Here is a 24,253-nt window from a genome sequence, read left to right on the forward strand (position 1 = left end):
TATAGCGACAACTTAAAATTACATAAGAGGCTCTATCATGCGCAACATGCTACTTTGCGCCTCAGCCATAGCCTTAGTTACTGCGTGTAGTCCTGCTACTGAGGACACTGAAAACACAGCAGCTATGGTTGATGCTGACGGTATCGTAGATTACCAATTTGACGAATCGTACCGCGAACATTTACGCACCTTAAGTTCTGATGAATTTGAAGGACGTGCGCCTGGTACACGTGGCGAAGAACTTACTATTGAGTATGTGGCGAACCACTTCAGAGAATTAGGCGTTCAGTCATTTACGAATGAAAACTACACACAACCATTACCTCTGGTTCGTATTGCTCCGACACGTATTACCGATATGGCAGTGCAAACTGAGTCTAGCGAATTTACCTTGGAAAACCGCACAGACTTTACCGGCTGGACTAACCGTATGGTCGATGGAATCAGTATCGAAGACAGTGAACTTGTGTTCGTTGGCTACGGTATTGTTGCGCCAGAATATGACTGGAACGACTACGAAGGGTTAGACGTAGAAGGTAAAACCGTGGTGATGTTTGTAAACGACCCAGGTTATGCCACGCAAGACGAAGACCTTTTCAAAGGCAACTCCATGACCTATTACGGCCGTTGGACTTACAAGTTTGAAGAGGCTGCGCGTCAAGGCGCTACCGGCGCTATCGTCATCCACGAAGACGGCCCTGCAGGTTACGGCTGGGGTGTAGTTGCTGGCGGTTCACCGGCGCGCTTCACCATGAAAGCAGAAAACAACAACATGCACCGCGTTGAGTTAGAAGGTTGGTTCTCAGCTGAAACTGCAGATCGCCTTTTCCAAAACATCGGCATGTCACTTGAAGAAGCTCATGAACAAGCGCTTTCACAAGACTTTGCTGCAACAAGCCTAAATGCGTCTGTTTCTATGGAAATTGAAAATGAATTTTCAGAGCTAGACACCTATAACATGGTGGGCTACATCGAAGGTTCTAAATATCCAGAAGAGCACATTATTTATATGGCCCACTGGGACCACTTGGGTATTGAGCCAGTCAGTGGTGAGGTATTTAATGGCGCGCAAGACAACGCTACGGGTACTGCAGGACTGCTTTCAATGGCTGAAAAGTTTGCTGAAGGTGAACAACCTGAGCGTACTGTAGTGTTTGCGCTTGTAGGTGCAGAAGAGCGTGGCCTACTGGGTTCTGCATGGTATGTGGAAAATCCATTGCTACCTTTAGAGCAAGCTGTTGCAGGTATCAATATCGATATGCTTTATGCTCACGGTCCAGTGCGTGATTTCGTAATTGTGGGTTGGAACAACTCCAATATGCAAGAATTCGCTGAACCTTTCGTACAGGCTCAAAATCGTTATTTAGCACCAGAAACGAACCCTGAAGCGGGTATTTTCTATCGCTCTGATCACTTCAGCATGGCGAAGAAAGGTGTACCGGTGCTTTACGCGAAAGGTGGTGTTGACCACTTCTTGCGAGGCGAAGAGTACGGCCGTGAACAGGCAAGTGACTTCCTAGCAAATCGCTACCACAAAGAAGGCGACGAATATAACCCAGACTGGGATTTACGCGGCATTCAACAAGACTTGTGGGTGTTCTACCGTGTAGGTGAGCAACTCGCGAACAGCCGCGAGTGGCCACAATGGGCGGAAGGTAATGAGTTTGAAGCACTTCGCTTAGAGAGCGAAGACCAGCGTCAGCCTTAAGCCACTGCTTGTACAAACTGTGTTTGCTGCCAGAGCTGACGACTTAGCTCAGTGACTGGCAGTTGCGCACCAGAAGCTAACCATTGGGTAATAGCCGGAGCTACATCAGGCCAGTCGATGCGAATCGGCTGGCTTTCTTCTAACCAGTCTTCAATGGCAGAAACAGAAAGTTCCGGCATACTTGTTGCCAAATTTCTGTCCATTAAACAATTTGCATTCGCCAACTGTTCAAACTGACCATGCAATGGTTTTACTAGCAAACGTTTACCCTGCGATAGAGCTTCGCTGCTCGTTTCAAAGCCAGCATTGGTAAGCACTCCGCTGCTTGAAGCAAATCGTTTTGGAAACTCGCTTCTGGAAGGTGGATGAAAATGAATATGACCTTCACTTTTAATTTCTGCGTTAGGATGAAAAACGTGAAATTCGTATTCAGGAAAGTTCTTCAATAGCGTATGTACTTCATGCAAGTCTTCAAATGGAAGGTAAACCAATATTTGATTACTATCGACCATGTCGCCGCTAATGCCGCCGTGAATGAGTGGAGGAATAACATGTTCACCTCCCGCTTCCCAATGCATGCCTAAGGTCGTGTCGCACGGCGCGAATTGCTTGAGCATGGCGCGCTGTAACGGGTTAATCGCTACACCTTGTAGGTCTTTAAAAAAGGCATACTGACGACCCATACCAATACAACGAACACCTTGGCGACGGGCGGCCCAAGCAGTTACGGGCTCAAAGTCAGTTACCACTAAATCGTATTGGCTTAAATCTAAGCTACGCACGTCGTCCCAAAATTGTAACCACGGGTTTTGGCTTATCGTATCTATTATTGAAACCTTCCCATCGCGAACTTGAAAGCTTAAACCTTTGCGCCATTGGTAATCGCCGAAGGCTTCCATATCAAACAGTTTGTCTTGGGCGCGGCCAGAAATAAGATAATCAGCTTGAATACTAGGTTCATTTTTAAGTGCCGCAGCTAACGCATGACAGCGGCTTAAGTGGCCATTTCCTGTACCTTGAACACCGATCAAAATTCGCATGATTAACCTCTATCTTAATTATCCAATCCAAGGCACGCCCAACTGCAGCACCGCGTAAGCCAAGCCAGAACCCAACAACGCACCCGCAAAAATGTCGCCCGGGTAGTGCACACCCAAAGCAACTCTAGACAGGCCAATCGCACTTGCCCAGACATACACCAACAAGGTCCAACTTGGCATCACCACATGGCATAGGCCTGCAAACATAAAGGCTGCTGTAGTGTGACCAGAAGGGAAACTGAATTGATCGTGAGCAATAATTACGGCTTTAAAGCGGGCAATTCTTTGATACGGGCGCTGTCGGCGAAGACTATTTTTAAGCACCCAATACACGGGAAGCTCTATAGCAAAGCCAATTAACAACAACGAGAGGAGCCAAAATGCATCGGGATCTCCCCACGCAAATGCGGCAATACAAGCAAAAAGATAGCCGTAGCCGTCACCACTTTTAGAAACCCAGCGAGCAATACGGTAACGGGTAATGTTTTTGAGCGCGTCGTACACGACAAAAAACATCCATTCATCAAATCGTTGTAATTGTGCTAACCAGCTCATAGGATTCTCCACGGCTTGATTGCAGTGAAGTCTAGTTGGGCAGTATGAAAGTTTTGTTACAGCGAGGTGATGATTTAGTGAACAATGCTCAGATGGAACTGAATTGCCCTTCCGGTATCAAAGTGACATGATGCAGCTCGCGTCATATATTCAATAGAAGTTATGAAACATAAGGAACTCCCATGAAATTGTTCGGCAGTTATACCTCGCCCTTTGTTCGCCATTGTCGGATTGCACTTGAAGAGTCCGGTGAACAATTTGAATTTGTGGAAACAGACTACGCACAAAGCGCCGAAGGAAGCCCAGCAAAGCGCGTGCCCTATTTAGAAATAGGCTCGTTGAAATTGCACGACTCGTCGGCCATTTTGAAGTATGTTCGCGAGCATTCTGGCGGTGACTTTCTTTCTAACTTAGAAGACTTCGACATGTATTGTTTGGTTAATACAGCCATGGATACCTGTATTAACCTATTTCTATTGGAACGCGATGGCATTACACCGGAGCAAGCTCCTTATTTAGAGCGCCAGCAACAGCGTACTCATGCTATCTTGAAGAGCTTAAACGACACGCCTTGGGACTTCGACAAACTGCCATGGCACGACGCTACCATTCGACTAGCTTGCTTTCTCGACTGGGCACTCTATAGAAAACGCCTAACATTAGACGCATACCCACAATTACAGAAGTTTTTAGCCGCCGCTAACCAGCACGAGAGCTTCGTACGAACAGCGCCTCCGAAAAACTAGTTGTTTTCCATACTGGCCGTGTAGAGCTCAGCGCGATTACGGCCACTTTTCTTGCTCTTATAAAGTGCAATATCAGCACAGTGCATCCAATGATCGAGCGGCGCTGTTACATCCTCACTCAAGTAAATGCCGAAGCTTGCGGTCACATCAAGATCAGCCCCTTCGTAAACGACACTAATATTCTCAATAGACTGTCTTAGGTTCTCACAAACCACTCTAGCACCGTGTTCGTCAGTATCTGTGAGTAAAATAGCAAATTCTTCTCCCCCCCAGCGCGCCGCTACATCTTGGGCCCGCAGCCTGCGTCCTAATTCACTCCCCAACGCCATAAGAACCTGATCACCTGCTTCATGCCCGTAGTTGTCGTTGAATGATTTAAAATGGTCTATGTCGCAAACAATCAGCGCCATCGGCTGCATACTTCTTTGAGCCTGGGCTTGTAATAATTTAAAGCGCTCTGTAAAGCCACGACGATTAGGAAGTTTCGTTAAATAGTCAGTTTGAGATTGTGCTTTCAACTGGTTATTCAATACTTCCAATTCTTGAGTACGTTCCTTAACTAACGTATCAAGTCTAGCATTGACCCTTTCTAATGATCTTAGACGCCATTTCAAAATACTTTGAAACACCGCAATAATAAGTGCACCTAATATGGTCCAGAACCAGAACGTTCTCCACCATGGTTTAGCCACATGAATCGGAATGCGTAACGTAGACTTCGCCATAATTCCTAGGCTGTTTCTACCTTGCACTTCTAACGTGTACTCTCCCGGAGCTATGCTACCGAAGGTAATTTGGCGTTGGTTATTCCAATTACTCCATTGGTTGTTCAAGCCTATAAGTCTGTATCGCAAAGCATTCCTAGTTGTATCGTGGAAATCTAAAACACTGAACTGAACGGTGAAGGATCTGTCGGTGGGGTTCAAGTTAAGTTCTGGTGACTCAAGTCCTACTTGACCTGTTACCTCAATTTCGTTGATCCAAATTCGGCTTAACCCAATAGACGGAGCTGACTGATTAAAATCTAAATCAGACGGATTAAATTCAACAGCTCCCCTTACCGAACCAACTGCAATCACGCCGTTGGCATTGCGGTGAATTGCTTGGCGCACAAACTCTGTAGCCGGCAAACCGTCGTTCAATCCAAAGGTGACCACTGACTGATCTTGGAGATTATAACGGGTAAGTCCCCAACTGGAGAGCATCCAAAGTCTGTTATTAAGGTCATGAACCATACCTATGACACGCACGTTCCCAAGGCTTCCTGAAACGGGTTTAAGTTCATACGTAGACGTATCAATTCTCCACACGCCTTCAGTCGAGCACAACCACAACTCATTAGGTCGCCAAGCATATGCACATAAAAATGAGTCGTCATTCAAAGGCAAAGACTCAGGCAAGTTAAAGTGATGCCACTCATTAGAGCCATGCTCTCGATAAAACAAACCAGAATAACGAGTAACCATCCACTCGCCATGCTCAGGAACATGTACAATGTCGTAAACTAAGTCGCCCTGCAGCTCTTCAAAACCTTGGAAAACCCACTCGGCATTACCGGTATTCAGGTCGTACTCTGCTAACCCCAAGCCCCAAATCCCTAACAGCAGCGTTTGCTCGTCTGTTTCAAAAATCTCGGTAATGGAGTTTTCGTCAAGCAATAACTGATCATGAATATCAGTAAATCTCAGGAGCTCGCTATTCATAGAATTCTGTCGATACAAGTTACGATTTGCAGCAACCCAGTAAGCGCCTAAACTATCTTTCAAAATCGACTCAACTCGTCCTAATGCCTGACCTTCAGCCTGAGCAACCCGTCGCCAATTACCACTGCCCTCTTCGCGAATAACAATACCATTGGAGGTACCAAGCCAAAGTTCTTCCCCAGCACCTTCATGAATAGAAAAAACAGCACGGTCCAGTTCTAGCTCTTCCACTACATTTGGATTTTCTTCAGCAACAGACCGGAAAGACTCACTCTCATTTCGAGTATAAAACACGCCTAGGTCTCGGGTGCCGGCCCATACACCACCCGTACCGTCTTGCTCAAGCGTTCGAATATCGACATCGTGCAGTAAACGCCACCTACCGTGCTCTATTGCGCGATATGCTTTTTGTTCTGGGTCTATAGCGAACAAACCGTCTGTGGTGCCTACTAAAAGAAGCTCCTGGTTGGTTTGACCAAGTTGGATAGCCTGAAATGTATTCACTCTAACTTGGGCAATATAATTCGCATCTTCAGGCACATTGATATGCTGAAAAGCTGAGCTAGCAGGATCGAACAGAAAAGAACCTTCGTCTGTTCCCACCCAAATCTTCTCGTTGTGAATGTAAACCGTACGAATCTCATTTAGCCGGTTTTGCCCTGAAGCTTCCGGAGAAATCAAATGTTTCTGCCATTGCGTGAGGTCTTTCGACAATTCAAACAAGCCTTGAGTTGTAGCAACCCACAAACGACTATCTGATTCTGCCACCCTCCATATGCGTTCATCATGCAAAGGATGGCCTGCAGGTAAAGTCTCTAATGTTAATGCATCCAAATTAACGTCATTTGACGCTTGCAGGTAATTGAGCCCAGAAAGCGTGCCCACCCACAGTCGCCCTCTAGAGTCTTCATAGAGTGTTTGCACTCGGTCATTGGATAAACTTTCAGGGTTCTCTTGTTGATGAAGGAATTGTTTATATTCGCCAGAAGCGTGGTCCCACCCCATTAGGCCATTACCCCATGTGGCTGCCCAAAGGCGGCCGTCTTGAGTTCGGCGAACATGTGCGAAGCTAACCCGAGCGTCTGCTCTTAGAACATCTGAAGACCAAAGAGCGAATTCATAGCCGTCATATCTAAGCAACCCGTCGGTGTCGGAGGCAAACCATAGAAAGTCTTGTTTATCTCGGTAAATTTCATAAACCGAATTCTGACGACCGCCTATTGTGTCTGAAATACGCTCAAAGGAAAGATGCTCGTCGGCTAACACGGGGGTAGAAAAAGACAGTTTTGCCCACAGCAATGCTGCAATCAAAAAAAGGTTCACAACTGCTTTCAGGGTAAAACGGCTAAACTTCATAGAGTTCCAAAAAGGATTATATCAGCTTAAGAATCAAACAATACATGTCCCATCTTAATCTAATGAGCTCGATAACAGAACCTTGATTATTGGCGTTTTTCGATATTATCGAGCATCATTAGGGGGTGTATTTAACAGCTCAGGTTTTTATGACTACAGTTTCCCAATATTTAAATCAGATTTTACATGTAGAGAACGCTTGGCAAGCCACGTTTATTGTTTTCGCTTTCGGTGTTGCTGCCGCGGTTCATTTTGCTTGGAAAAAACAGCAAAGTGAACGTACAGAGGCAGCGAAAGGCTTTGCTCGTGTGCTACTACGAAGCGTAGAGCGCGTAGCATGGCCACTTACAGCGCTGTTTATACTGCTACTCGGCGAGTTGGTATTTCAAAGGTTTCAGCTTCCCCATCAAGCTATGTCTGTATTAATACCGCTAGTTGCTGCGCTAGCCGGTATTCGCTTTATTATTTATTTACTCCGCAAGAGTTTGAAAGGCGGCCCACTTCTCAAAGCGCTCGAAAGTGTAGTAGGGCTCATCATTTGGTTAGTCATAGGCTTACACCTACTTGGGGTACTACCACAAACACTTAGCACGCTAGATAGCGTGGGCTTAGATATGGGTGACTTCAGGCTATCGCTGTTAAGCGGACTGAAAATGGTAGTGATGATTACCCTTGCATTAGCCATGGCCGGTATTATTACCAATGTCATTGAGGGACGAATTAGCGAAAGCACGGTGCTTAACCCGTCTACACGGGTAGGCTTAGTTAAATTCACCAAGTTTGCAGTCATCACCATAGCTATTCTCGTCGCGCTGAGTGCTGCGGGTATTAACATGTCTACCTTTGCCGTATTTGGCGGAGCACTGGGTGTTGGCTTGGGTTTTGGCTTACAACGTATCGCGGCAAACTTCATCAGTGGGTTTATTGTTATTTTCGACCGCTCGGTAAAACCTGGCGACAACATTACCGTGGGCGACCGGTTTGGTTGGGTACAAGAGCTGCGATCTCGCTATATTGTATTGCGAGATCGTAATGGCGTAGACATTCTGATACCCAACGAAAACCTGATTACTAATGAGGTTATTAACTGGAGTTACGCCGACACTAATGTTCGCTTACGTGTAGATGTCGACATTAGCTATGAAGATGACGTAGAAAAGGCGCTTGAAATCGTTAAAGCATGTGGCGCGGTTTCAGACCGCATACTGCAGGATCCACCTCCGAATGCGTTGCTCACCGAATTTGCAGACAGCGGCATAACCATACAGCTTCGTTTTTGGATAGCCGATCCGCAAAATGGTCGAGAGAACGTTTCTTCTATGGTGCGCGTAGCTATTTGGAAAGCATTCAAAGAAAACGGTATTACGATTCCTTTCCCACAGCGCGACTTACATTTAAAAAGTGTCCCTGAAGGCTTTCGGTTGGAAGACAAGTCCTAATGCTGAAGTGGTTCGAATCTAGATTACCCCCGTTTCCGGCGGAGTCTTTAGAGCAGCCACCGAAGGGTTTTTTCGCGTTTTGCTGGCACTTTACCCGTGGCGCTACGCCATTCTTAGTCGTTAGCGCCATACTAATGGCTCTTACCGCACTGGCTGAAGTTTGGCTGTTCGCTTTTCTAGGTAATATTGTCGATTGGCTTTCTGTTCAAGAAAGACAAACTTTTTTAACAAACGAAGGCATGAAGCTGTTAGGCATGGCTTTGTTGGTGCTGGTCGGCTTACCCCTCATGGTGTGGTTCAACTCTTTGCTTACCCACCAAACACTTTTGGGTAACTACCCGATGCGTATTCGTTGGCTGGTGCACCGCTATTTATTGCGCCAGTCGATGAGTTATTACCAAGACGAGTTTCCGGGTCGTGTTGCCACCAAACTGATGCAAACGGCCCTCGCTGTTCGCCAAGTGGTTATTACGTTTATCGAAGTGGTGAACTACATTGCCGTGTACTTCCTTGGCATGTTCCTCATCATTAGCCAAGCCGACTGGCGACTCACTCTGCCGTTAGCCGCATGGATTTTAGTGTACGGCACACTAATGTATTTCTTTGTACCCAAACTGGGAAAAGTTTCAGCAGAGCAAGCTGATGCCCGTTCGGTAATGACCGGCCGCATTGTAGACAGCTACACCAACATTCAAACCGTAAAGCTGTTCTCTCATTCGCAACGTGAAGCAGACTATGCTAAAGAAGGTATGGACGACTTTTTAGTCACCGTGCATAAACAAATGCGTTTAGTCACTTGGCTGTACGGCGCGCTATACCTTATTAATTGCTTATTGCTATTTTCCTCTGCCGCCGTCGCCATTTATTTATGGCTCCAAGAAAGCGTGTCTTTAGGTGCGGTTGCCGTAGTTATCGGTATGGTTCTGCGACTCTTTGGCATGTCGCAAATGGTAATGTGGCAGCTCTCTACTTTGTTTGAAAGCGTTGGCACAGTACAAGACGGCATTCAGTCTATCGCTGTTGAACAAACAGTGAGTGACATTCCTGATGCAGCACCTTTGAGCGTTACCCAAGGCGCGATAGAGTTTGACGCTGTTCACTTCCATTACGGCAAACAAAAAGACGTAATGTCAGAGCTTTCCCTAGCTATTCAAGCTGGAGAAAAAGTGGGTATAGTCGGGCGCTCTGGTGCGGGCAAGTCAACCTTAGTCAATTTACTCCTTCGCTTTTACGACGTTGAGTCAGGCGAAATACGTATCGACGGGCAGAATATTGCCAAAGTACAGCAAGAAACTTTGCGCGGTAATATTGGTATGGTTACCCAAGACACCTCTTTACTCCACCGCTCGGTTAAAGAAAACATAGCCTATGGAAGGCCCAACGCTACCGACGAAGAAATAGTCGAAGCGGCAAAAAGAGCCCACGCCCATGACTTTATTTTAGAACTTGAAGACAGCAAAGGGCGTAACGGCTATGACGCTCATGTGGGCGAACGCGGCGTGAAACTTTCCGGCGGTCAACGTCAACGCATAGCCATTGCGCGTGTCATGCTCAAAGACGCGCCTATTCTCATACTCGACGAAGCAACCTCAGCGCTAGATTCTGAGGTAGAAGCTGCTATTCAAGAGAACCTCAACGAGCTGATGCAAGGTAAAACCGTAATTGCCATAGCGCATAGACTTTCGACTATTGCCGAAATGGACCGCTTAGTGGTTATGAATAATGGCCAAGTTGTTGAACAAGGAAGTCATGACGAGCTGGTGGCTAAGCAAGGAATATACGCGCAGCTGTGGCAACGCCAATCTGGCGGCTTTATCGCAACCGACCATTAAGTCACTGAAAATTAAGGATTGTCGTAAAACTGTCAGGTGCCAGTTTTACGACTGACACACAACTGTCGGCGAATCAAAAACTCTTTTCCGCTTCAATGAAGTCGACCGGCGAGACTTAGCCGCGATATCATTTAAATCAAATAATGAGGTTTATTTTTCATGAACGATCAAAATAAAAAGGCACCTTCGGCAACTTGGAAGCAAGCGGAAGTATATTTCGACCACGAAGACCACCAAATTACAGTATGGTTTTCAACTTATAGCGGACTAGAGAAAATTTACGTAGACGGCGAACTCGTGTCGCAAGCTAGAAGCTGGCACATGAGAAACACGCATAACTTCAAGGTCGACGACAAAGAATACACTGTTGAAGTCGCGGTAAAGAGTTGTAAAAACCTTTTGCTCGGTATTTATAATGTGTACTTCAGCGTAGACGGTCAGCGTGTAGACCAAGACGAACTCGAGTTCATGAAGTACATCGGGCAAGGGCACAAAGGGAAACCATTCACATGGAAGCGTTTCATCTTAACCTTTATTCCATTCTTACTCGCAGGCTTTGCTGTAGGGTATTTTTCTGCCAAATACTTAATTCAGTGGTTCGGAGGATAACGCTGTGCAAATAGATGTGCATACTGTTAAATCTTCCCGAACTCAGAAAGGGTGGACACAGCAACAGCTTGCTGAAGTTGCTGGCTTAAGCCTAAGAACGGTTCAGAGAGTGGAAAGCCAAGGGCAAGGCTCAATAGAAACATGTAATGCGTTGTGCGCTGTACTTGAGCTCGAGCGCGAGCAACTGCTTGGGGAATCCAAAACGTCAGCGAAGAAAAACCGCTCGGTTGTACTTTATATTTTACTCGCCATGTTTTGGGGCTTCTTATGCGGAGTTGCCGCCACACTCATGTTAAATTAATACGTAACCAACGAATAATTTGGAGAGTTTTATGAAGTATTTACACACCATGGTTCGTGTTGAAGATTTAGACGCATCACTTCGCTTTTACCGTGACGGTTTAGGGTTAGAAGTTACGCGTAAAGTAGATGTGGAAAAGGGGCGCTTTACGCTTGTATATCTGGCAGCACCGGGGCAACCCGAGGCAGAGCTAGAGTTAACCTATAACTGGGACCGTGAAAGCTACTCAGGCGGAAGAAACTTTGGCCATGTGGCGTACCAGGTTGAAGACATTTACGCCCTATGTGAACACCTACAAAGTATGGGCGTAACCATTAATCGCCCACCTCGAGATGGTCACATGGCATTTGTACGCTCGCCAGACGGTATATCTGTGGAATTACTTCAAGCAGGTGAGTCATTACCGCCACAAGCACCTTGGGACACCATGGAAAATACAGGAACTTGGTAAGTCTATTTAGTCTTAGGTAATGAGTTGTCAATAATTGTCAGCTCTAGCTGCGCAGTAGTTTCCGGTTTGCTAGAGTTTTATTGCAATATGAGGGCATTTCCCCAGTGAAACTATTGAAACATTTAAATAATACAATTCTGGCAGTAAGCCTTAGCCTTCTAGGTTCTGGTTTTGTCATAAGCTCAAGTTACGCAAGCGACCACCTGAGGTATTGTGAACGAAACGGTCAGTGCATCACGCCTGGTAACGTCGGTGTAGGTTTCGCAATTGGCTATGGTCAACGCTCTAGCTCTTTGGTCGACGTTCACGACATGGACATTTTTATACTGCCAGAGCTTTATTATTACGGCCGTCATTTCTTTTTCGACAACGGAACTGCTGGCTGGCGCATAGACCCGTCCACCAATGTTGAGTGGAGCGTGGTAGCAAGAGTAAACCCAGAGCGTAGCTTTTTCGACGAACACTACCTGGGTATGTGGTTAGAGTCACCGTTTCAATCGGGCAACTCAGACGCTGTGCATCTGCCTTCTTTCACAGACCCTGAGGACGATCCTGTTGGCGGCTCGAGCGGTGGACAAGGCGTTTCTGTGCGGTCAGTGTCGGAGCGAGAATACTCCATAGACTTAGGGTTTCAGTTCGACACGAATATTGAAAGTTGGCACGTGAGGGGACAACTTTTTAATGACGCGCTTAGCCGCCATAAAGGTTACTCTGCAAATGTTTCACTGGTTCGAAACTACTATTTAGAATCGAGTATATTTTCAGTACGCATGGCAGCTGCGTATAAAAGTGAAAAGCTTATCGATTACTACTATGGCATTTCATTCGAAGAGTCACCTTCTCATCACTACGAAGCAGAAGCTTCTTGGCAGCCCTCTGTCTCTCTTTCCTGGCAAAAACCGCTGAGCGGCCATTGGCGGTTATTAGGTATATATCAATACCTTCAGTTAGGGAATGGTATTAGTAATAGTCCGCTCGTTCACTCTGACTCGGTAACGACCTGGTTCTTGGGGGTGGGTTATCGCTTCTAAACCGGTTTCCTTTTGCTTCATGCTGGTCAGCCTTTGCTTTGGGGCGCCAGTAGTTGCTCAAGACAAGCTTAATAAGCAGACGCCTAGTCAGCAGTCTGATGCACCCGTATATGAAATTCCTTGGGTGGAGTGTGAAACCGAGTCTTGTTTGGAAGTATTCCCTACAGTTTGCGTTACGGTAGAAGCCGAAGCAATTTGCGAGCAGCCTTTGCTTATTCGTTGGCAAAGCTCCGTATTACAGCGACCATGTATTTACCAAGATAACCAACTTTTACAATGTTGGGAAAACGCAGAAGCGGGTGAGTGGAGTGGTATTATCGAGTGGCCCGAGCGAGGCAGTATAAGTTTAACCGACGAGAGTGGCGCGATCATTCATGAAGTAAGCATCGCCGTTCATAGCTTAAAACCGAGACGCCGTTTAGGCAGCCCTTGGAGTGTCTTTTAATGAAAAAACGCATTGTATTAGCAGAGGACGACCAAAAGCTCGCCCAACTGATCAAAGACTATTTAATTCAAAATGACTTCGAAGTGGTTCACGAAGTTCGAGGCGAGAAGATTGCCGGTTTGGTGCAAAAACACAAACCCGACATTGTTATTCTCGACATTATGTTACCGGGTAAAGACGGGTTCGACATTTGTAAGTCTCTCAGGGAATTTTACAGAGGTCCTATTCTTATGTTCACGGCGCGTGAAAGTGACATAGATCAAGTTGTTGGGTTGGAACTTGGCGCTGACGACTACGTGGTAAAACCGATTGAACCTCGTGTTCTGCTTGCTCGTGTAAATGCTCTATTGCGCAGAGCTCAAAGCGACAGTAGTAGCAAACAGTCTAGCGCCGCAACCATGACCTTTGGTGCGCTAGAGCTAAAACCAAAGTCTAGAACCGCAAGTATTGGCAGCAAAGAGGTCGATTTAACCAGCCACGAATTCGACTTACTTTGGTATCTTGCAGAGCGTTCTGGGCAGATTGTTACGCGCGAAGTTATCCACCGAGACATTATCGGGCGTGAGTATGATGGACTAGACCGCACGGTTGATATGCGAGTTTCTCATTTGCGTAAGAAATTGGGCGACGACAACCAAAAACCTGAACGTATAAAAACAGTTTGGGGCAAAGGCTACTTATTCGTTCCTGAAGGTTGGGATTAAAGCTTAATGCGTCGTCTCTATGTTCATTTTTATGGTTTCATTTTACTAGCCGTTATTGGCCTAGGTTGGAGCCTTGAACAAATATGGAGAATGCAGGCCGATACAGTGCCCGAAATCCCAGCATGGGTTATTCCATTCTCGGAAGCAGCTGTTGAAGCGAGCAAGTACCACCAAAGTGCACAAAGCTTTTCCCAAGCCATAAACCAGCCCGTAAATACGCTTATGGTAGCGAGTGTAGGGTGGCTACCCGATCAGCGCGAAGCACTTGCCAACGGCAACGCAGTACCCCTTTTTAATAGTGACCAGCAGCTTTATTTGTACCTACAAAAAGGTCCTCAGCTTTGGCAAATAGGTCCCATTGGAGACCCCGCGCCACAACCGCAATATTGGTATCAAGCGGCTTTTGTCGTGTTGCTCGTAGTGCTTGCTACCCTCTGGATTGCACCACTTGCAAGAGACCTACGCCGGCTAGAACTACAGTTAAAACGCTTTCCAAAAGAGCCGAACGAGCAACTCAGCTTGCCTAAACGCTCTTTGGTGTCGAACATTGGCCAGTCATTTAATGCTATGCGCCAGCAAATTCAGCACTTGTTAGGACTTCAACGAGAATTAACTCGTGCCGTTTCACACGACCTGAGAACACCCTTAGCGCGATTAAAATTTGCCATTTCAATGCGGAATGAGCGCGGAGAAGACCTGACAGCACTTGCTGAAGACGTCGCGGAAATGGAGCAGTTAGTGGGTACGTTACTCGACTATGCAAAAATGGAAGGGCAAGAAGAGTTGCTCTCACTAAGCCAGGTCAATATTACCGAGCTTTGTACAAACCTTGCCGACAAGCTTAACACCATGCCCGGCGTAACCATAGAAAACAAACTTCAAGGTAGCGTAGTATGCGACTGTGACGGTCATTACATAGAACGCGCCATTCAAAATTTGGTCGTTAACGCAAAACGCCATGCTAGTACTCGGGTCGAATTATCGTTTACGCAAACAAAAGGTACTTTAAATATACATGTCGACGACGATGGCCCCGGCATCGCGCCTGAGCAACGCAAGCGCATTCTCGACCCTTTTGTACGTTTGGAGTCTAGCCGTTCAAAAGACTCCGGTGGTGTAGGCCTTGGGCTAACCATAGTGGCACGCATTATGGACTGGCATCATGGCTCTATCGAAATTTCTGAAAGCCCCATAAAAGGCGCTCGATTCACATTAGTTCTACCTTGTAGAAAAACCGTCTAAAACGATCCTTCAGTCTAATACTCCTCGTATAGTAAGCTAAGCTCTAACACTCAAACCTCGAGGAGTTACACATGGCAGCACCACAAGGCAGTAAACTGAAGTTGTTAGCTTTTGCAGGTAGTTTGCGCAAAGACTCACTCAATAAAAAGCTTATCCAAGCTTGGGCAAGCATCGCTCAAAAGCAGGGTGTCGAAGTTACATTAATTGAACTTAACGACTACGAGTTACCCATTTACAACGGCGACATAGAAGAACATGCCGTACCTGAAAACGTGCGAAAGCTTCAAGAGTTGTGCAGTGAGCACGACGGCTTTCTTATCGCCTCTCCAGAATACAATGGAGCCGTTCCCGCGCTGATCAAAAACACCCTAGACTGGATTAGTCGTCCGCTAGAAAACGGAGATTCCGGTGTGAGTGTTTTAAAAGGTAAGGTTTGCGGTATTGCCGCGGCGTCTCCGGGCGGGCTTGGCGGATTGCGCGCGCTTTTATTGCTTCGCGATCAACTCGCCAAACTTAGCTTATGGGTTGCTCCGTCACAGTTTGCATTAAGCAAAGCGCCCGATTCGTTTTCAAACGGAGAGCTCACCAACGAAAGCGCAGAAAAGGCGCTCGCGAACATTGTTCAAGAAGTTAGAGGATTTTATGAGTAACGAATATACACCGCCCAAAGTATGGAAATGGGACCCGAAAAATGGCGGCAAGTTTGCCAATATTAACCGCCCCATCGCTGGCGCTACACACGACAAAGATCTACCCGTAGGGAAGCACCCGTTACAGCTGTACTCTTTGGCCACCCCGAACGGTGTGAAAGTAACTATATTGCTGGAAGAATTGCTGGCTATGGGGGTTAGGGAAGCCGAATACGATGCATGGATTATCGATATCCTAGAAGGAGAGCAGTTTAGCAGTGGCTTTGTAAGTGCGAACCCTAACTCGAAAATACCTGCGTTAGTTGACCACAGCACAGAAACGCCAACACGTGTTTTTGAATCAGGTTCTATCTTGCTCTATCTCGCAGAAAAATACGGTCACTTTATTCCTCAAGACCCGGCCAAGCGCACTGAATGCCTAAACTGGCTGTTCTGGCAAATGGGGAGCGCGCCGCTGTTAGGTGGAGGCTTTGGTCATTTCTATGCATATGCGCCAGAGAAGTATGAATACCCCATCAACCGCTACACTATGGAAATTAAGCGTCAGCTCGACGTGTTAGATAAGCAACTAGAGCATAACCCTTATATTGCTGGTGATGAGTACACTATAGCCGATATGGCTATTTGGCCTTGGTATGGGGCACTCGTGAAAAATGAGGTGTATGAAGCGGCTGAGTTTATCGAAGCGCACACATACAAAAACGTTTTACGCTGGTGTGAAGACATTGGCAAACGTAATGCGGTTCAACGCGGCAAAATGGTAAATCGAGCTTGGGGTGAGCCGTCTTCACAGCTTCGTGAACGCCACGATGCCAGCGACTTCGACACCCAAACTCAAGACAAGCTAGAGCAGGCTAGCGAATAATTTCAATTTCAGGGGCATTGCGTTCTAGCCATGCCCTTACTTCTTCCATCTGCTCTAGCGGAAACAAATAGTTCGCAGGTATTTTACTGGTATACGGGAATTGCATTGTGGCGTACGTGTCATCGAATTTGTCGAGTGCAATTTTCTTAATCGTCTCTTTTTCTACCCACTCCATACCCACGCGTAGTTTAGAGCCGTCGACAGAGAGTAACTGCAGCATATCTTTGGTTTTGTCACCTGCGTAACTAGAATTAACCATTACTTCAGGAAACAGCAACCACAACAACAGCGCTCCACCACCCATATATTTAGCGGCGTCTTTACCCAACACTGCAAAAAAGAGCCACAACAGGCCGATTAATATAAGTACACGCTGCTGTTTTGAAAAACGCTCAACCCAATACTTACCCACAGACATCCTCGTCAAAAGTGCAATTCATACCAAGGAGAGTAAGGATATAAAAACCGTTTCTGATACGCCAGTTGAGTATTGGTATATTCTGTTTCAATTCTTTTCGATAGAGCTAAGTGGGCTTTATAAAGTGTTTCCGGTGTAATCGAAATGCCTAAACTATTAATGGTTTTGCAAAACTCTCCCACAAAAGAAGAGCGGGGAATATCCGAATCGTGAAACCATGGCATCTCAGGTGATTTGCTAGTGAGCTCCTGAAGACCCAACGCAAATGCACAACACTGAGAAATAACTTTGCCTAAGTTCATTGGCTTACTAGCAACATCATTCCATAGCCAATACATATTCGAATGATGTCCACCTAACCTAGCTAAGCATTCAAATGGCTCTGTTGTAGCAAATTTTGGCGCTAAATCCACAAATAAATCCTCATGCTCAAAGTTTTGTGAAGCAATACTTAACACTCGCTTTCCTAAATCAGTCGTAAAAAGCAACTGGCTCACATCTACCGAAGCAAAAGGGTTATTAGGCTTCTTATCTTGCACCAACATAATGTCTTGGTACCAAGTCGCAGCCATCATTCGTTCGAACTCCGAGAGCAACAGATAGCGCTCTGCGAGAGCGTTAGCCGAAGTTACCTGGTTATTTAAGCCATTTACCTTCGACGACTTTAACCAGCCCTGCTGAGCTCCGTATACCAACAGGTCAGTTAGCGCATGAGAATAAACGGCAAAGAAGCAATGCCAGCTTAAGTGGCAGAGCCATGTTGTTGGTATGTCTTTTAAATTGAGTTGCGGTGAACGCACTAAGACTTCCGCTGTTGCGGTTACTTTATCTTCCCTTAGGTTTTGCGATGCAATAGCGTCTTGTAGCAATCCATCTGCAACACTTACCGGATATTGATAGAGCTCCGCGGCAGTCTCCCGAACTTCCTCAGACTGATTCGCAACCATACCAGCCTTAAAACAGATACGGTTAGGAAGATTTTCGTAGGCATGAACCTGAACCAAGCATAAGGTGTAATGTTGCTCAGCTGTTGTTAAGTCTGGTGTGATTTCTAGCATTTTTTTAGATAGCTCACGCAACCACGCTACGTAACTGGAACCACCATAAATTAAGTATGCGTGCGCACGCATGCTTGCACCGATTGCCGGATATAGCCGGGAAAATTCCATATGAAACTTTTGTTTCCTTTTTTTATATATAGAAATACCAATAAAAATAAACAATAAAGGTGTTTATGCTGTTTCTCAAGTTCAACACTAAGGAGAAACAACATGGCTAATTCAATTCGTAAACATCATGCAGTGGCTACAGGCGGAACAATTGCGACTGTTGGAACCGGAGCATCAACCGCAGCAACTGTAGGAGGCGCTAGCGCTTCCGGTATTATGTCTGCCACAGCAGGTACTAGCGGTGCGGCGTTAGCATCGTCCTTCGGAGCTGCAGGAACCAGTGGGGCAGCCGCGGTATCTTCCGGTATGGCTTCTGTAGGCTCCATTGTTGGTGGTGGAATGGGGGCTGGCGCAATTATTACCGCTGCGGCTCCCGTTGCCGTTGCTTCACTAGCGGTTTGGGGGCTGGTGAAGTGGTTTGATTAATGACCAATAAACTCCTGCGCAAAGAAAAGCCCACTTGTTTAATCTCCGCAAGTGGGCTTTTTATTCTGTCTTGCTCAGCTAATTTGAACTTCGCAACCGCAACTCAAGTCTTCGGATTTCTTTGCTGGTATGGTTGCGGTTGGTTTCGATGAATATCCATAGCTTCACCGCAATAAGCCCGTTAAAAACCAGTATCAGCAACACACCCCAAAATATTTGCCGTTGCGGTTCTGCGTTGAAAAACTGATAACCAAACGTAAACATTAATACTGTAAATACGATGGCGTAAATGTACCCAATCACCATGACCCACTTCATACCTGAACGAAATCCGGTTTTTAAGTAGTCACCCAAACCCTCTTTTTCTTGCATCATTTGATCAAGCTCTTGTGCCTGCTCTGCTAAGTCTTTCTTAATTTTGTCGTCAATGCTCATGGTCTGTTTCCTCTCTTTCGTAATTCGCTTTCAATGTTTGCCTTGCTCTATACAATCTTGATTTCACCGTTCCAAGCGGGATACCAATCGTTAAACTCATGTCTTCAATGCTCATTTCATGAAGATAAAAAAGCTCAACCACCTCACGTTCGTCAGGGTTCAGTACCTCTAACATCGGTAACAGGGGTGAACTCTCCTGCTCTATTGCAGCTACCGGCTCAGGAACGTTCTCCAAAGTATCGGTTTGGCGTTGCGCGCTGTGTTTCACCCAGTCGGCAATTTCCCAACGTAAAGCGCGGTATATCCAACTTTTAAACACGCGAACATCTTTTAATTTTTGAATATCTCGGTCTATTCGAATCCAGACGTTATGCACTAAATCATCAGAAGCATCGCCAACACGGGCAACTGCATACCGTTTCAACTGTGGAGAGAAGTACCGGTATAGCAACGAAAACGCTCTACGATCGCCGTCTTGCATAGAAAGAACGAGTAATTCAATTTGTGCATTTTGCATTCATTACTCCATACTGATACTCACAAGACGACTGAGAAAAAGAAAAGGTTCACGAACCAAGAACTTTTTTACTATGGCACGCTCGAATTAAAAAGGCATGGAAATTACAGGGTGGTAGTTACAATGAAAACATTCTTAACAGCGCTACTGATGACGTTCAGCTTTGGCGTGCTCTTAACTGGCTGTACAACTCGAGATATGTACGAAGCAATGCGTGAAAACCGTATTAACGAATGTAAAACGATAATGCCGGGCATTCTAAGAGACGAATGCATGGAAAAGCAAAGTAGAACCTACGAGCAATATAAATCCGACAGAGAACGAGCGCGTCGCCAGGGAGAAGCTGGCGAGCACTAGTTTTACTGAGGCGGTTTAAGCTTGCGCTGCTAACGTCTGGAGAATATCTTCAACTAACTCGTCATCGGGGTTTTGTTCAAGTATAGCCTCCAGTTTTACAACTCCTTTGTCACGCAGTTCTTCATCACCCACATTTAAAGCCAGTGTGATAGCAGCCCTGCGTTGGTTTTCGTCGCTACCGTTTATAAGCAGATAATCAAGCCAAAGCGGTTGATACCAGAACAGAGCTAATCCAATTTCAGCATTTACACTCCCCTGACGGGCAGCACGCTCTAGCCAATATAGCTGATGAGAGCCAAGATCGTTTTCAAATACATCTAGTAGTTCACTGCCCTCTGCTCCCCAATACTTAGCTCTCGAATGCACTTCGAGCGCTTCATAAATTAAATACTGTGATTCTCTATTACCACTTTTAGCGACACCAAAATGGGACTCTATATTTCTTCGAGCGACTTCAGAAATATAGTTTTGTTCATAACTCCCATACATAAGCAACCTATGTACCGTGTAATTCTCTGAGTCATGGAATCTAAAGTCCCTAACCATATCTTCTAGGTTATGCATAAACTCTGAGTCGTAACCCTCTTGTGTCCAAAAATCAACAACACGGCCTCTTGGACTAATTAACAGAGTAACTCGTAAGTTAAGGAAGTAGTCGTTACGATTGTAATCGACAGGCATTTCAAACTGCCCTCTACCAACACCGCCGCGCGTTCCTCCACCATAGTCTCGTATTTCATGTCTTTCTCTTGATTCGAAATTGATCGTAGTTTCTTGGTTAACATTGATAACGGGTAATATGAGGTCGTGCTCAATAAACTGCTCTACAAACTGCTCAAATTGAGATATCTGCTGCTCTGTTAACTGAGGTAGTATTTGATCAAGAGCCTCTTGGGCTAAGTCGGAGTGGAAACGTTTGGCAAGCATAAAATGAAAAATAGCTTGGCTAAATTCAGAGCGGTCTAAATAATATTTCCCGAGATCGTATGCTGCGTCGGGACTAGCTTTATATACATTCTCATTCCAATATTGAAGTAAACCTTCCTCAGAATCAGGTACATCTTCAAGCTCCAACACCTTAAAAATCTCTATGAGTTCATATTCTGTGCCATTCGTATGCTGAGCGGAAGGAACTGCCGGCCCTTGCATAGGTGTCATAGGTGGAAGAGGCTCTGGTGAGACTACTTGCGCCATGCTGGGCATAGCAACGCAAAACATCACACCTAAAATTAAACTTCTCATTCTACTTCCTGTTCTAATATTGCTTGTACCAATTCATCGTTTGGATTTTGTTCTAGGTGGCGCTGCAAATAATCTATTACGGGCTGTCGATACTCAGAATCATTCAGCCTCAACAGTATGCTTATAGCTGATTGACGCTTTAATTCGGAAGAACCATGCTGGAATAAAAATAATGTCCATTCTATACGACCATAGCCAATGCCGAGGCGAGCCTGCGCTCCCTCAAAATTTTGTCTGGCGGCTAACTCAAACCAACCCATTGACCGGCTTGGCTTTAGCATCTCTGGAATATCTAAAGCTTCTTCATCAAGAATAGCCAAGGTTCGGGTAAGTTCAGCAACCGCACGTTGTGAAGGTCGGTGTCCATTTTGAGCAGGTGTTGTGAAGGTATTCAACGCGTCTACCACATCGTCTATGCCTGTTTGAAAATGAATTTCAGAGAATTGAATTGTGTACTGGTCGCCTTCCTCATAACGAAACCTTTCATATTCGTCTTGCGCTCTGCGCTCTATTCTTTGCTGCAAATCAGGAGGCGTCCAAGCCTCCGCGATACGTCCGTCGGGCGCAACTACAAATGCAAAAGGAAAGGAATAAATAATTGGACGTCTGCGTTCAGTAAGGCTAATACTGTAACCGTTAGGGGCTATGCGTGTTAGCCTAGTTTGACGTGTCTCGTAATTCTTTTCGGCTTTCTGTGGCGCAACTAAAAGTTGAGATGCTACAAACTCTTCCACCGCATTTTCAATTTGCGAGAGGGCAGACTCTGACAATAGCGGCAGCAACTGCTCTAAAACAGGCGCAGCTTTGTCTGAACCAAATCTGTCTGCTAGTAACAGATGAAAAATAGCGGGGCTCATTTGCGCACTTTCCAAATCCATAACCGCCAAGGCGTAAGCAGCATCTGGGCTTGCCAATTTCAGGCCTTCTAAGTGATATTCACGCAAATCTTGTTCTGCTTCCGGGAAGTCGAATTCATCTGCTTCATGATAAGCACGAGCATCTAAGTCTAATTGCGACTGACTGTGGTGACTTGGAACACTTAACCTTTCCGTTGGAAGCCATTCTAATTCAGGAAGGTTTACCGAGCTTGTAGTGGCCATGGCGCTGGAGGAACAAACAAAAAGCGCTAAGACAAAAGCTGATTTCTTCATCATAGTCCCTTATATTTTTTGTTATTATTTTGTGAACTTTATCAGAAAAATCCCCTGCCTGTCAGCATTGCATACGGTTATTTACTCGGTAGAATACCCGCATGGCTAAACCTCGTAAAAAACTACCTCTTCGCTCTGTCGACATCTTTTGCGCCAGCTGCCGAGCTCCGCTTTTCAAATATAGAAAGGGCGGGAAAGGCTCCTTGGTGAAATGCTTTTTAGAGCGCATCACTGAAAACCATACGAAAGAACCTTGTATTTGCCCAGGCTGTGGGCAGCAGTTTGCACGCGAAACCATGATACGTGGCGCACCAGCTTACAAAATGGTGGGTGGCAAGGTTAGAATGAAGTAAAGTGCAAACAACACCTTAACTAGAGTACCGCTCATGTTTATGCGCATTTTGACCCTGCTTTTGGCGCCCTGGTTGCTATACCAGGGAAAACAAGTGCGAGCCCAAACAATTAGACTGCCAGAAGCAAGTGGGCCCCGAGAAGGTTTGCGGCAAGAGCAAGTGGGGGAACATATTTCTGTGTTGGTGATTGGTGACTCAGCAGCCGCTGGAGTGGGCTGTGAGAGTCAAGCCGACGCGGTATGTGGTCAATGGGTAAAATTACTAGAGCACCATCATCAAGTACATTGGCAGCTCATTGCTAAGTCGAGCTTAACCTGCTCCGGCGTGCTTGAGCTTGTGAAGCAAGCACAAATAGGCCCTAGCAAACCCATCAACCAAGTGCTTGTTTCAGTAGGTGTAAACGACGTCACCCAACGAACTTCGCTTGGCCAATGGAAACGCAATTTAACCGACCTTACAGAATATTTAACTGAAACATTAGCAGCGGAAACCATTATTTTTTCAAGCTTACCCCCTATGCAGCACTTCCCGGCGCTGCCGCAACCGCTTCGGTGGTTTGTGGGTCTACAAGCAAAAAGATTAAACAAAGCACTAAAACGACATTGCGAAGCGCATCATCGTTGTATTTATTTACCGTTAAATATACCTTTTGAATCCAAGTATATGGCTGAAGACGGGTTTCATCCTTCAAAACACGCAGCAACCCTATGGGCCGCAAACGCATTTCAAGCAGTGAACTTAAATAAAGGTTAGTCGTCGGGGTTTAGTCATCACCGTAGTACTGAACGCCAAGCTCAATACGGTCACGACCATTTTCTAAGCGCCAGCGATTGGTGTCGCGCAATGAGTAAACACAGCCACAATATTCTTGTTGGTAAAAGCGCTCTCGTTTTGAAATCTCAACCATACGCGCAGCGCCACCTTGCTTGCGCCAATTAAATGTCCAGTAATGCATGCCTGGATATTTAGCCGCAGCGCGAGTACCACAGTCGTTAATTTGGTCCATATTCTTCCAGCGAGAAATACCTAAGCAGCTAGTAATGGTGTCGAAGCCATGTTCGTGTGCATAAAGAGCGGTGCGCTCGAAACGCATGTCGAAGCATTCCGTACAACGAGCTCCGCGTTCTGGTTCCCACTCCAAGCCTTTCACGCGTTCAAACCAGTTTTTCGAGTCGTAATCACAGTCGATAAACGGCACGCCTAGTTTTTCGGCGAAGCGGATATTCTCTTCTTTACGCAGCAAGTACTCTTTTTCTGGGTGAATGTTCGGGTTGTAAAAGAAAATAGTGAACTTGATGCCAGCTTCAGCCATTCTTTCCATAACTTCGCCGGAACAAGGCGCGCAGCAAGAGTGCAACAGAACGTGATCCGAACCTGTTGGAGTCTCGAGTACAATCATTTCTTTCTTAGCCATTATTTACCTCTAGCTGCAAGCTCTTACTGCTTTTTCAGGCCGCAGATCTTGCTTAAAGAAGCAGCAAATTGCAAGTTAGATTGCCCATAATGCT

The 24,253-nt window shown here is 45.9% G+C and carries 26 protein-coding genes; 16 read left to right on the forward strand and 10 right to left on the reverse strand.

The features are described from left to right. The first annotated feature begins 37 nt into the window (after positions 1-37). Positions 38-1,708 (forward strand): M28 family metallopeptidase, encoded by a 1,671-nt coding sequence (locus EYQ95_RS07655; protein ID WP_111915627.1) that lies wholly within the window; start codon positions 38-40, stop codon positions 1,706-1,708. Here EYQ95_RS07655 and EYQ95_RS07660 read toward each other — a convergent pair. Both EYQ95_RS07660 and EYQ95_RS07665 read right to left on the reverse strand, forming a co-directional pair. Further along, on the reverse strand, positions 1,705-2,748 hold the full coding sequence (locus tag EYQ95_RS07660) for a glycosyltransferase family protein (protein ID WP_111915626.1): 1,044 nt from the start codon (positions 2,746-2,748) through the stop codon (positions 1,705-1,707). The two genes, EYQ95_RS07655 and EYQ95_RS07660, sit on opposite strands and share 4 nt — an antisense overlap. Before the next feature lie 18 nt (positions 2,749-2,766). Continuing rightward, complete coding sequence (locus EYQ95_RS07665; RefSeq protein ID WP_111915625.1) at positions 2,767-3,303, reverse strand: phosphatase PAP2 family protein; 537 nt, start codon at positions 3,301-3,303, stop codon at positions 2,767-2,769. 182 nt (positions 3,304-3,485) lie between these two features. Between EYQ95_RS07665 and EYQ95_RS07670 the strand changes: the two genes are divergently transcribed. Continuing rightward, entirely contained in the window at positions 3,486-4,049 is a 564-nt protein-coding gene (locus tag EYQ95_RS07670; RefSeq protein WP_111915624.1) for a glutathione S-transferase family protein, read from the forward strand. Here EYQ95_RS07670 and EYQ95_RS07675 read toward each other — a convergent pair. Next, positions 4,046-7,108 carry a ligand-binding sensor domain-containing diguanylate cyclase gene (locus tag EYQ95_RS07675; RefSeq protein WP_111915623.1) on the reverse strand — a complete coding sequence of 1,021 codons (3,063 nt, stop codon included), beginning with the start codon at positions 7,106-7,108 and terminating at the stop codon, positions 4,046-4,048. The genes EYQ95_RS07670 and EYQ95_RS07675 overlap by 4 nt on opposite strands. A 149-nt stretch (positions 7,109-7,257) precedes the next feature. Between EYQ95_RS07675 and EYQ95_RS07680 the strand changes: the two genes are divergently transcribed. The 11 genes from EYQ95_RS07680 (at position 7,258) to yghU (ending at position 16,677) form a co-directional block, all read left to right on the forward strand. Then, positions 7,258-8,547: a mechanosensitive ion channel family protein gene (locus tag EYQ95_RS07680; RefSeq protein ID WP_111915622.1), complete on the forward strand. Its 1,290-nt coding sequence runs from the start codon at positions 7,258-7,260 to the stop codon at positions 8,545-8,547. Then, positions 8,547-10,379 carry an ABC transporter ATP-binding protein gene (locus EYQ95_RS07685; protein WP_111915621.1) on the forward strand — a complete coding sequence of 611 codons (1,833 nt, stop codon included), beginning with the start codon at positions 8,547-8,549 and terminating at the stop codon, positions 10,377-10,379. Before EYQ95_RS07680 ends, EYQ95_RS07685 begins: the two co-directional genes overlap by 1 nt. Positions 10,380-10,538: 159 nt before the next feature. Beyond that, positions 10,539-10,988, forward strand: a complete 450-nt coding sequence (locus EYQ95_RS07690; protein WP_111915620.1) for a hypothetical protein — start codon at positions 10,539-10,541, stop codon at positions 10,986-10,988. Between the two features lie 4 nt (positions 10,989-10,992). Continuing rightward, positions 10,993-11,289 carry a helix-turn-helix domain-containing protein gene (locus EYQ95_RS07695; RefSeq protein WP_111915619.1) on the forward strand — a complete coding sequence of 99 codons (297 nt, stop codon included), beginning with the start codon at positions 10,993-10,995 and terminating at the stop codon, positions 11,287-11,289. A gap of 31 nt (positions 11,290-11,320) precedes the next feature. Beyond that, entirely contained in the window at positions 11,321-11,740 is a 420-nt protein-coding gene (locus tag EYQ95_RS07700; RefSeq protein WP_111915618.1) for a VOC family protein, read from the forward strand. Between the two features lie 104 nt (positions 11,741-11,844). Further along, positions 11,845-12,771: a MipA/OmpV family protein gene (locus EYQ95_RS07705; RefSeq protein WP_165831977.1), complete on the forward strand. Its 927-nt coding sequence runs from the start codon at positions 11,845-11,847 to the stop codon at positions 12,769-12,771. 19 nt (positions 12,772-12,790) lie between these two features. After that, on the forward strand, positions 12,791-13,216 hold the full coding sequence (locus EYQ95_RS07710; RefSeq protein ID WP_111915616.1) for a DUF3019 domain-containing protein: 426 nt from the start codon (positions 12,791-12,793) through the stop codon (positions 13,214-13,216). Beyond that, positions 13,216-13,920, forward strand: coding sequence for a winged helix-turn-helix domain-containing protein (locus tag EYQ95_RS07715; protein ID WP_111915615.1), 705 nt, complete (start codon positions 13,216-13,218; stop codon positions 13,918-13,920). The genes EYQ95_RS07710 and EYQ95_RS07715 overlap by 1 nt, the downstream gene beginning before the upstream one ends. 6 nt (positions 13,921-13,926) lie before the next feature. Next, on the forward strand, positions 13,927-15,162 hold the full coding sequence (locus EYQ95_RS07720; RefSeq protein ID WP_111915614.1) for an ATP-binding protein: 1,236 nt from the start codon (positions 13,927-13,929) through the stop codon (positions 15,160-15,162). A 71-nt stretch (positions 15,163-15,233) separates the two neighbouring features. Beyond that, positions 15,234-15,812, forward strand: a complete 579-nt coding sequence (locus EYQ95_RS07725) for an NADPH-dependent FMN reductase (RefSeq protein ID WP_111915613.1) — start codon at positions 15,234-15,236, stop codon at positions 15,810-15,812. After that, complete coding sequence (gene yghU, locus EYQ95_RS07730) at positions 15,805-16,677, forward strand: glutathione-dependent disulfide-bond oxidoreductase (protein WP_111915612.1); 873 nt, start codon at positions 15,805-15,807, stop codon at positions 16,675-16,677. Before EYQ95_RS07725 ends, yghU begins: the two co-directional genes overlap by 8 nt. Here the strand turns inward: yghU and EYQ95_RS07735 are convergent. From EYQ95_RS07735 to EYQ95_RS07755, 4 genes are all read right to left on the reverse strand, one after another. Next, positions 16,667-17,089: a hypothetical protein gene (locus tag EYQ95_RS07735; RefSeq protein WP_111915611.1), complete on the reverse strand. Its 423-nt coding sequence runs from the start codon at positions 17,087-17,089 to the stop codon at positions 16,667-16,669. The two genes, yghU and EYQ95_RS07735, sit on opposite strands and share 11 nt — an antisense overlap. Positions 17,090-17,100: 11 nt before the next feature. Continuing rightward, entirely contained in the window at positions 17,101-18,318 is a 1,218-nt protein-coding gene (locus EYQ95_RS07740) for a hypothetical protein (RefSeq protein ID WP_132327477.1), read from the reverse strand. 450 nt (positions 18,319-18,768) lie between these two features. Further along, positions 18,769-19,125, reverse strand: a complete 357-nt coding sequence (locus tag EYQ95_RS07750) for a DUF6768 family protein (protein ID WP_111915608.1) — start codon at positions 19,123-19,125, stop codon at positions 18,769-18,771. Continuing rightward, positions 19,115-19,642, reverse strand: a complete 528-nt coding sequence (locus EYQ95_RS07755; RefSeq protein ID WP_111915607.1) for an RNA polymerase sigma factor — start codon at positions 19,640-19,642, stop codon at positions 19,115-19,117. The genes EYQ95_RS07750 and EYQ95_RS07755 overlap by 11 nt, the downstream gene beginning before the upstream one ends. A gap of 123 nt (positions 19,643-19,765) precedes the next feature. Here EYQ95_RS07755 and EYQ95_RS07760 point away from each other — a divergent pair, with 123 nt between their 5' ends. Then, positions 19,766-19,999 carry a hypothetical protein gene (locus EYQ95_RS07760; RefSeq protein ID WP_111915606.1) on the forward strand — a complete coding sequence of 78 codons (234 nt, stop codon included), beginning with the start codon at positions 19,766-19,768 and terminating at the stop codon, positions 19,997-19,999. Between the two features lie 15 nt (positions 20,000-20,014). Here EYQ95_RS07760 and EYQ95_RS07765 read toward each other — a convergent pair whose 3' ends face one another. Next, positions 20,015-21,241 carry a hypothetical protein gene (locus tag EYQ95_RS07765; RefSeq protein WP_111915605.1) on the reverse strand — a complete coding sequence of 409 codons (1,227 nt, stop codon included), beginning with the start codon at positions 21,239-21,241 and terminating at the stop codon, positions 20,015-20,017. After that, positions 21,238-22,395: a hypothetical protein gene (locus EYQ95_RS07770; RefSeq protein WP_165924698.1), complete on the reverse strand. Its 1,158-nt coding sequence runs from the start codon at positions 22,393-22,395 to the stop codon at positions 21,238-21,240. The genes EYQ95_RS07765 and EYQ95_RS07770 overlap by 4 nt, the downstream gene beginning before the upstream one ends. A 98-nt stretch (positions 22,396-22,493) precedes the next feature. Between EYQ95_RS07770 and EYQ95_RS07775 the strand changes: the two genes are divergently transcribed. Continuing rightward, a complete protein-coding gene (locus EYQ95_RS07775; RefSeq protein WP_111915603.1) occupies positions 22,494-22,745 on the forward strand; it encodes a hypothetical protein in 252 nt (83 codons plus the stop codon). Between the two features lie 33 nt (positions 22,746-22,778). Then, a complete protein-coding gene (locus EYQ95_RS07780; protein WP_111915602.1) occupies positions 22,779-23,498 on the forward strand; it encodes an SGNH/GDSL hydrolase family protein in 720 nt (239 codons plus the stop codon). A gap of 10 nt (positions 23,499-23,508) precedes the next feature. Here the strand turns inward: EYQ95_RS07780 and EYQ95_RS07785 are convergent, their stop codons facing one another. Next, positions 23,509-24,159 carry an epoxyqueuosine reductase QueH gene (locus tag EYQ95_RS07785; protein ID WP_111915601.1) on the reverse strand — a complete coding sequence of 217 codons (651 nt, stop codon included), beginning with the start codon at positions 24,157-24,159 and terminating at the stop codon, positions 23,509-23,511. Between the last annotated feature and the right edge of the window lie 94 nt (positions 24,160-24,253).

The sequence above is a fragment of the Lysobacter sp. N42 genome, assembly GCF_004344885.1.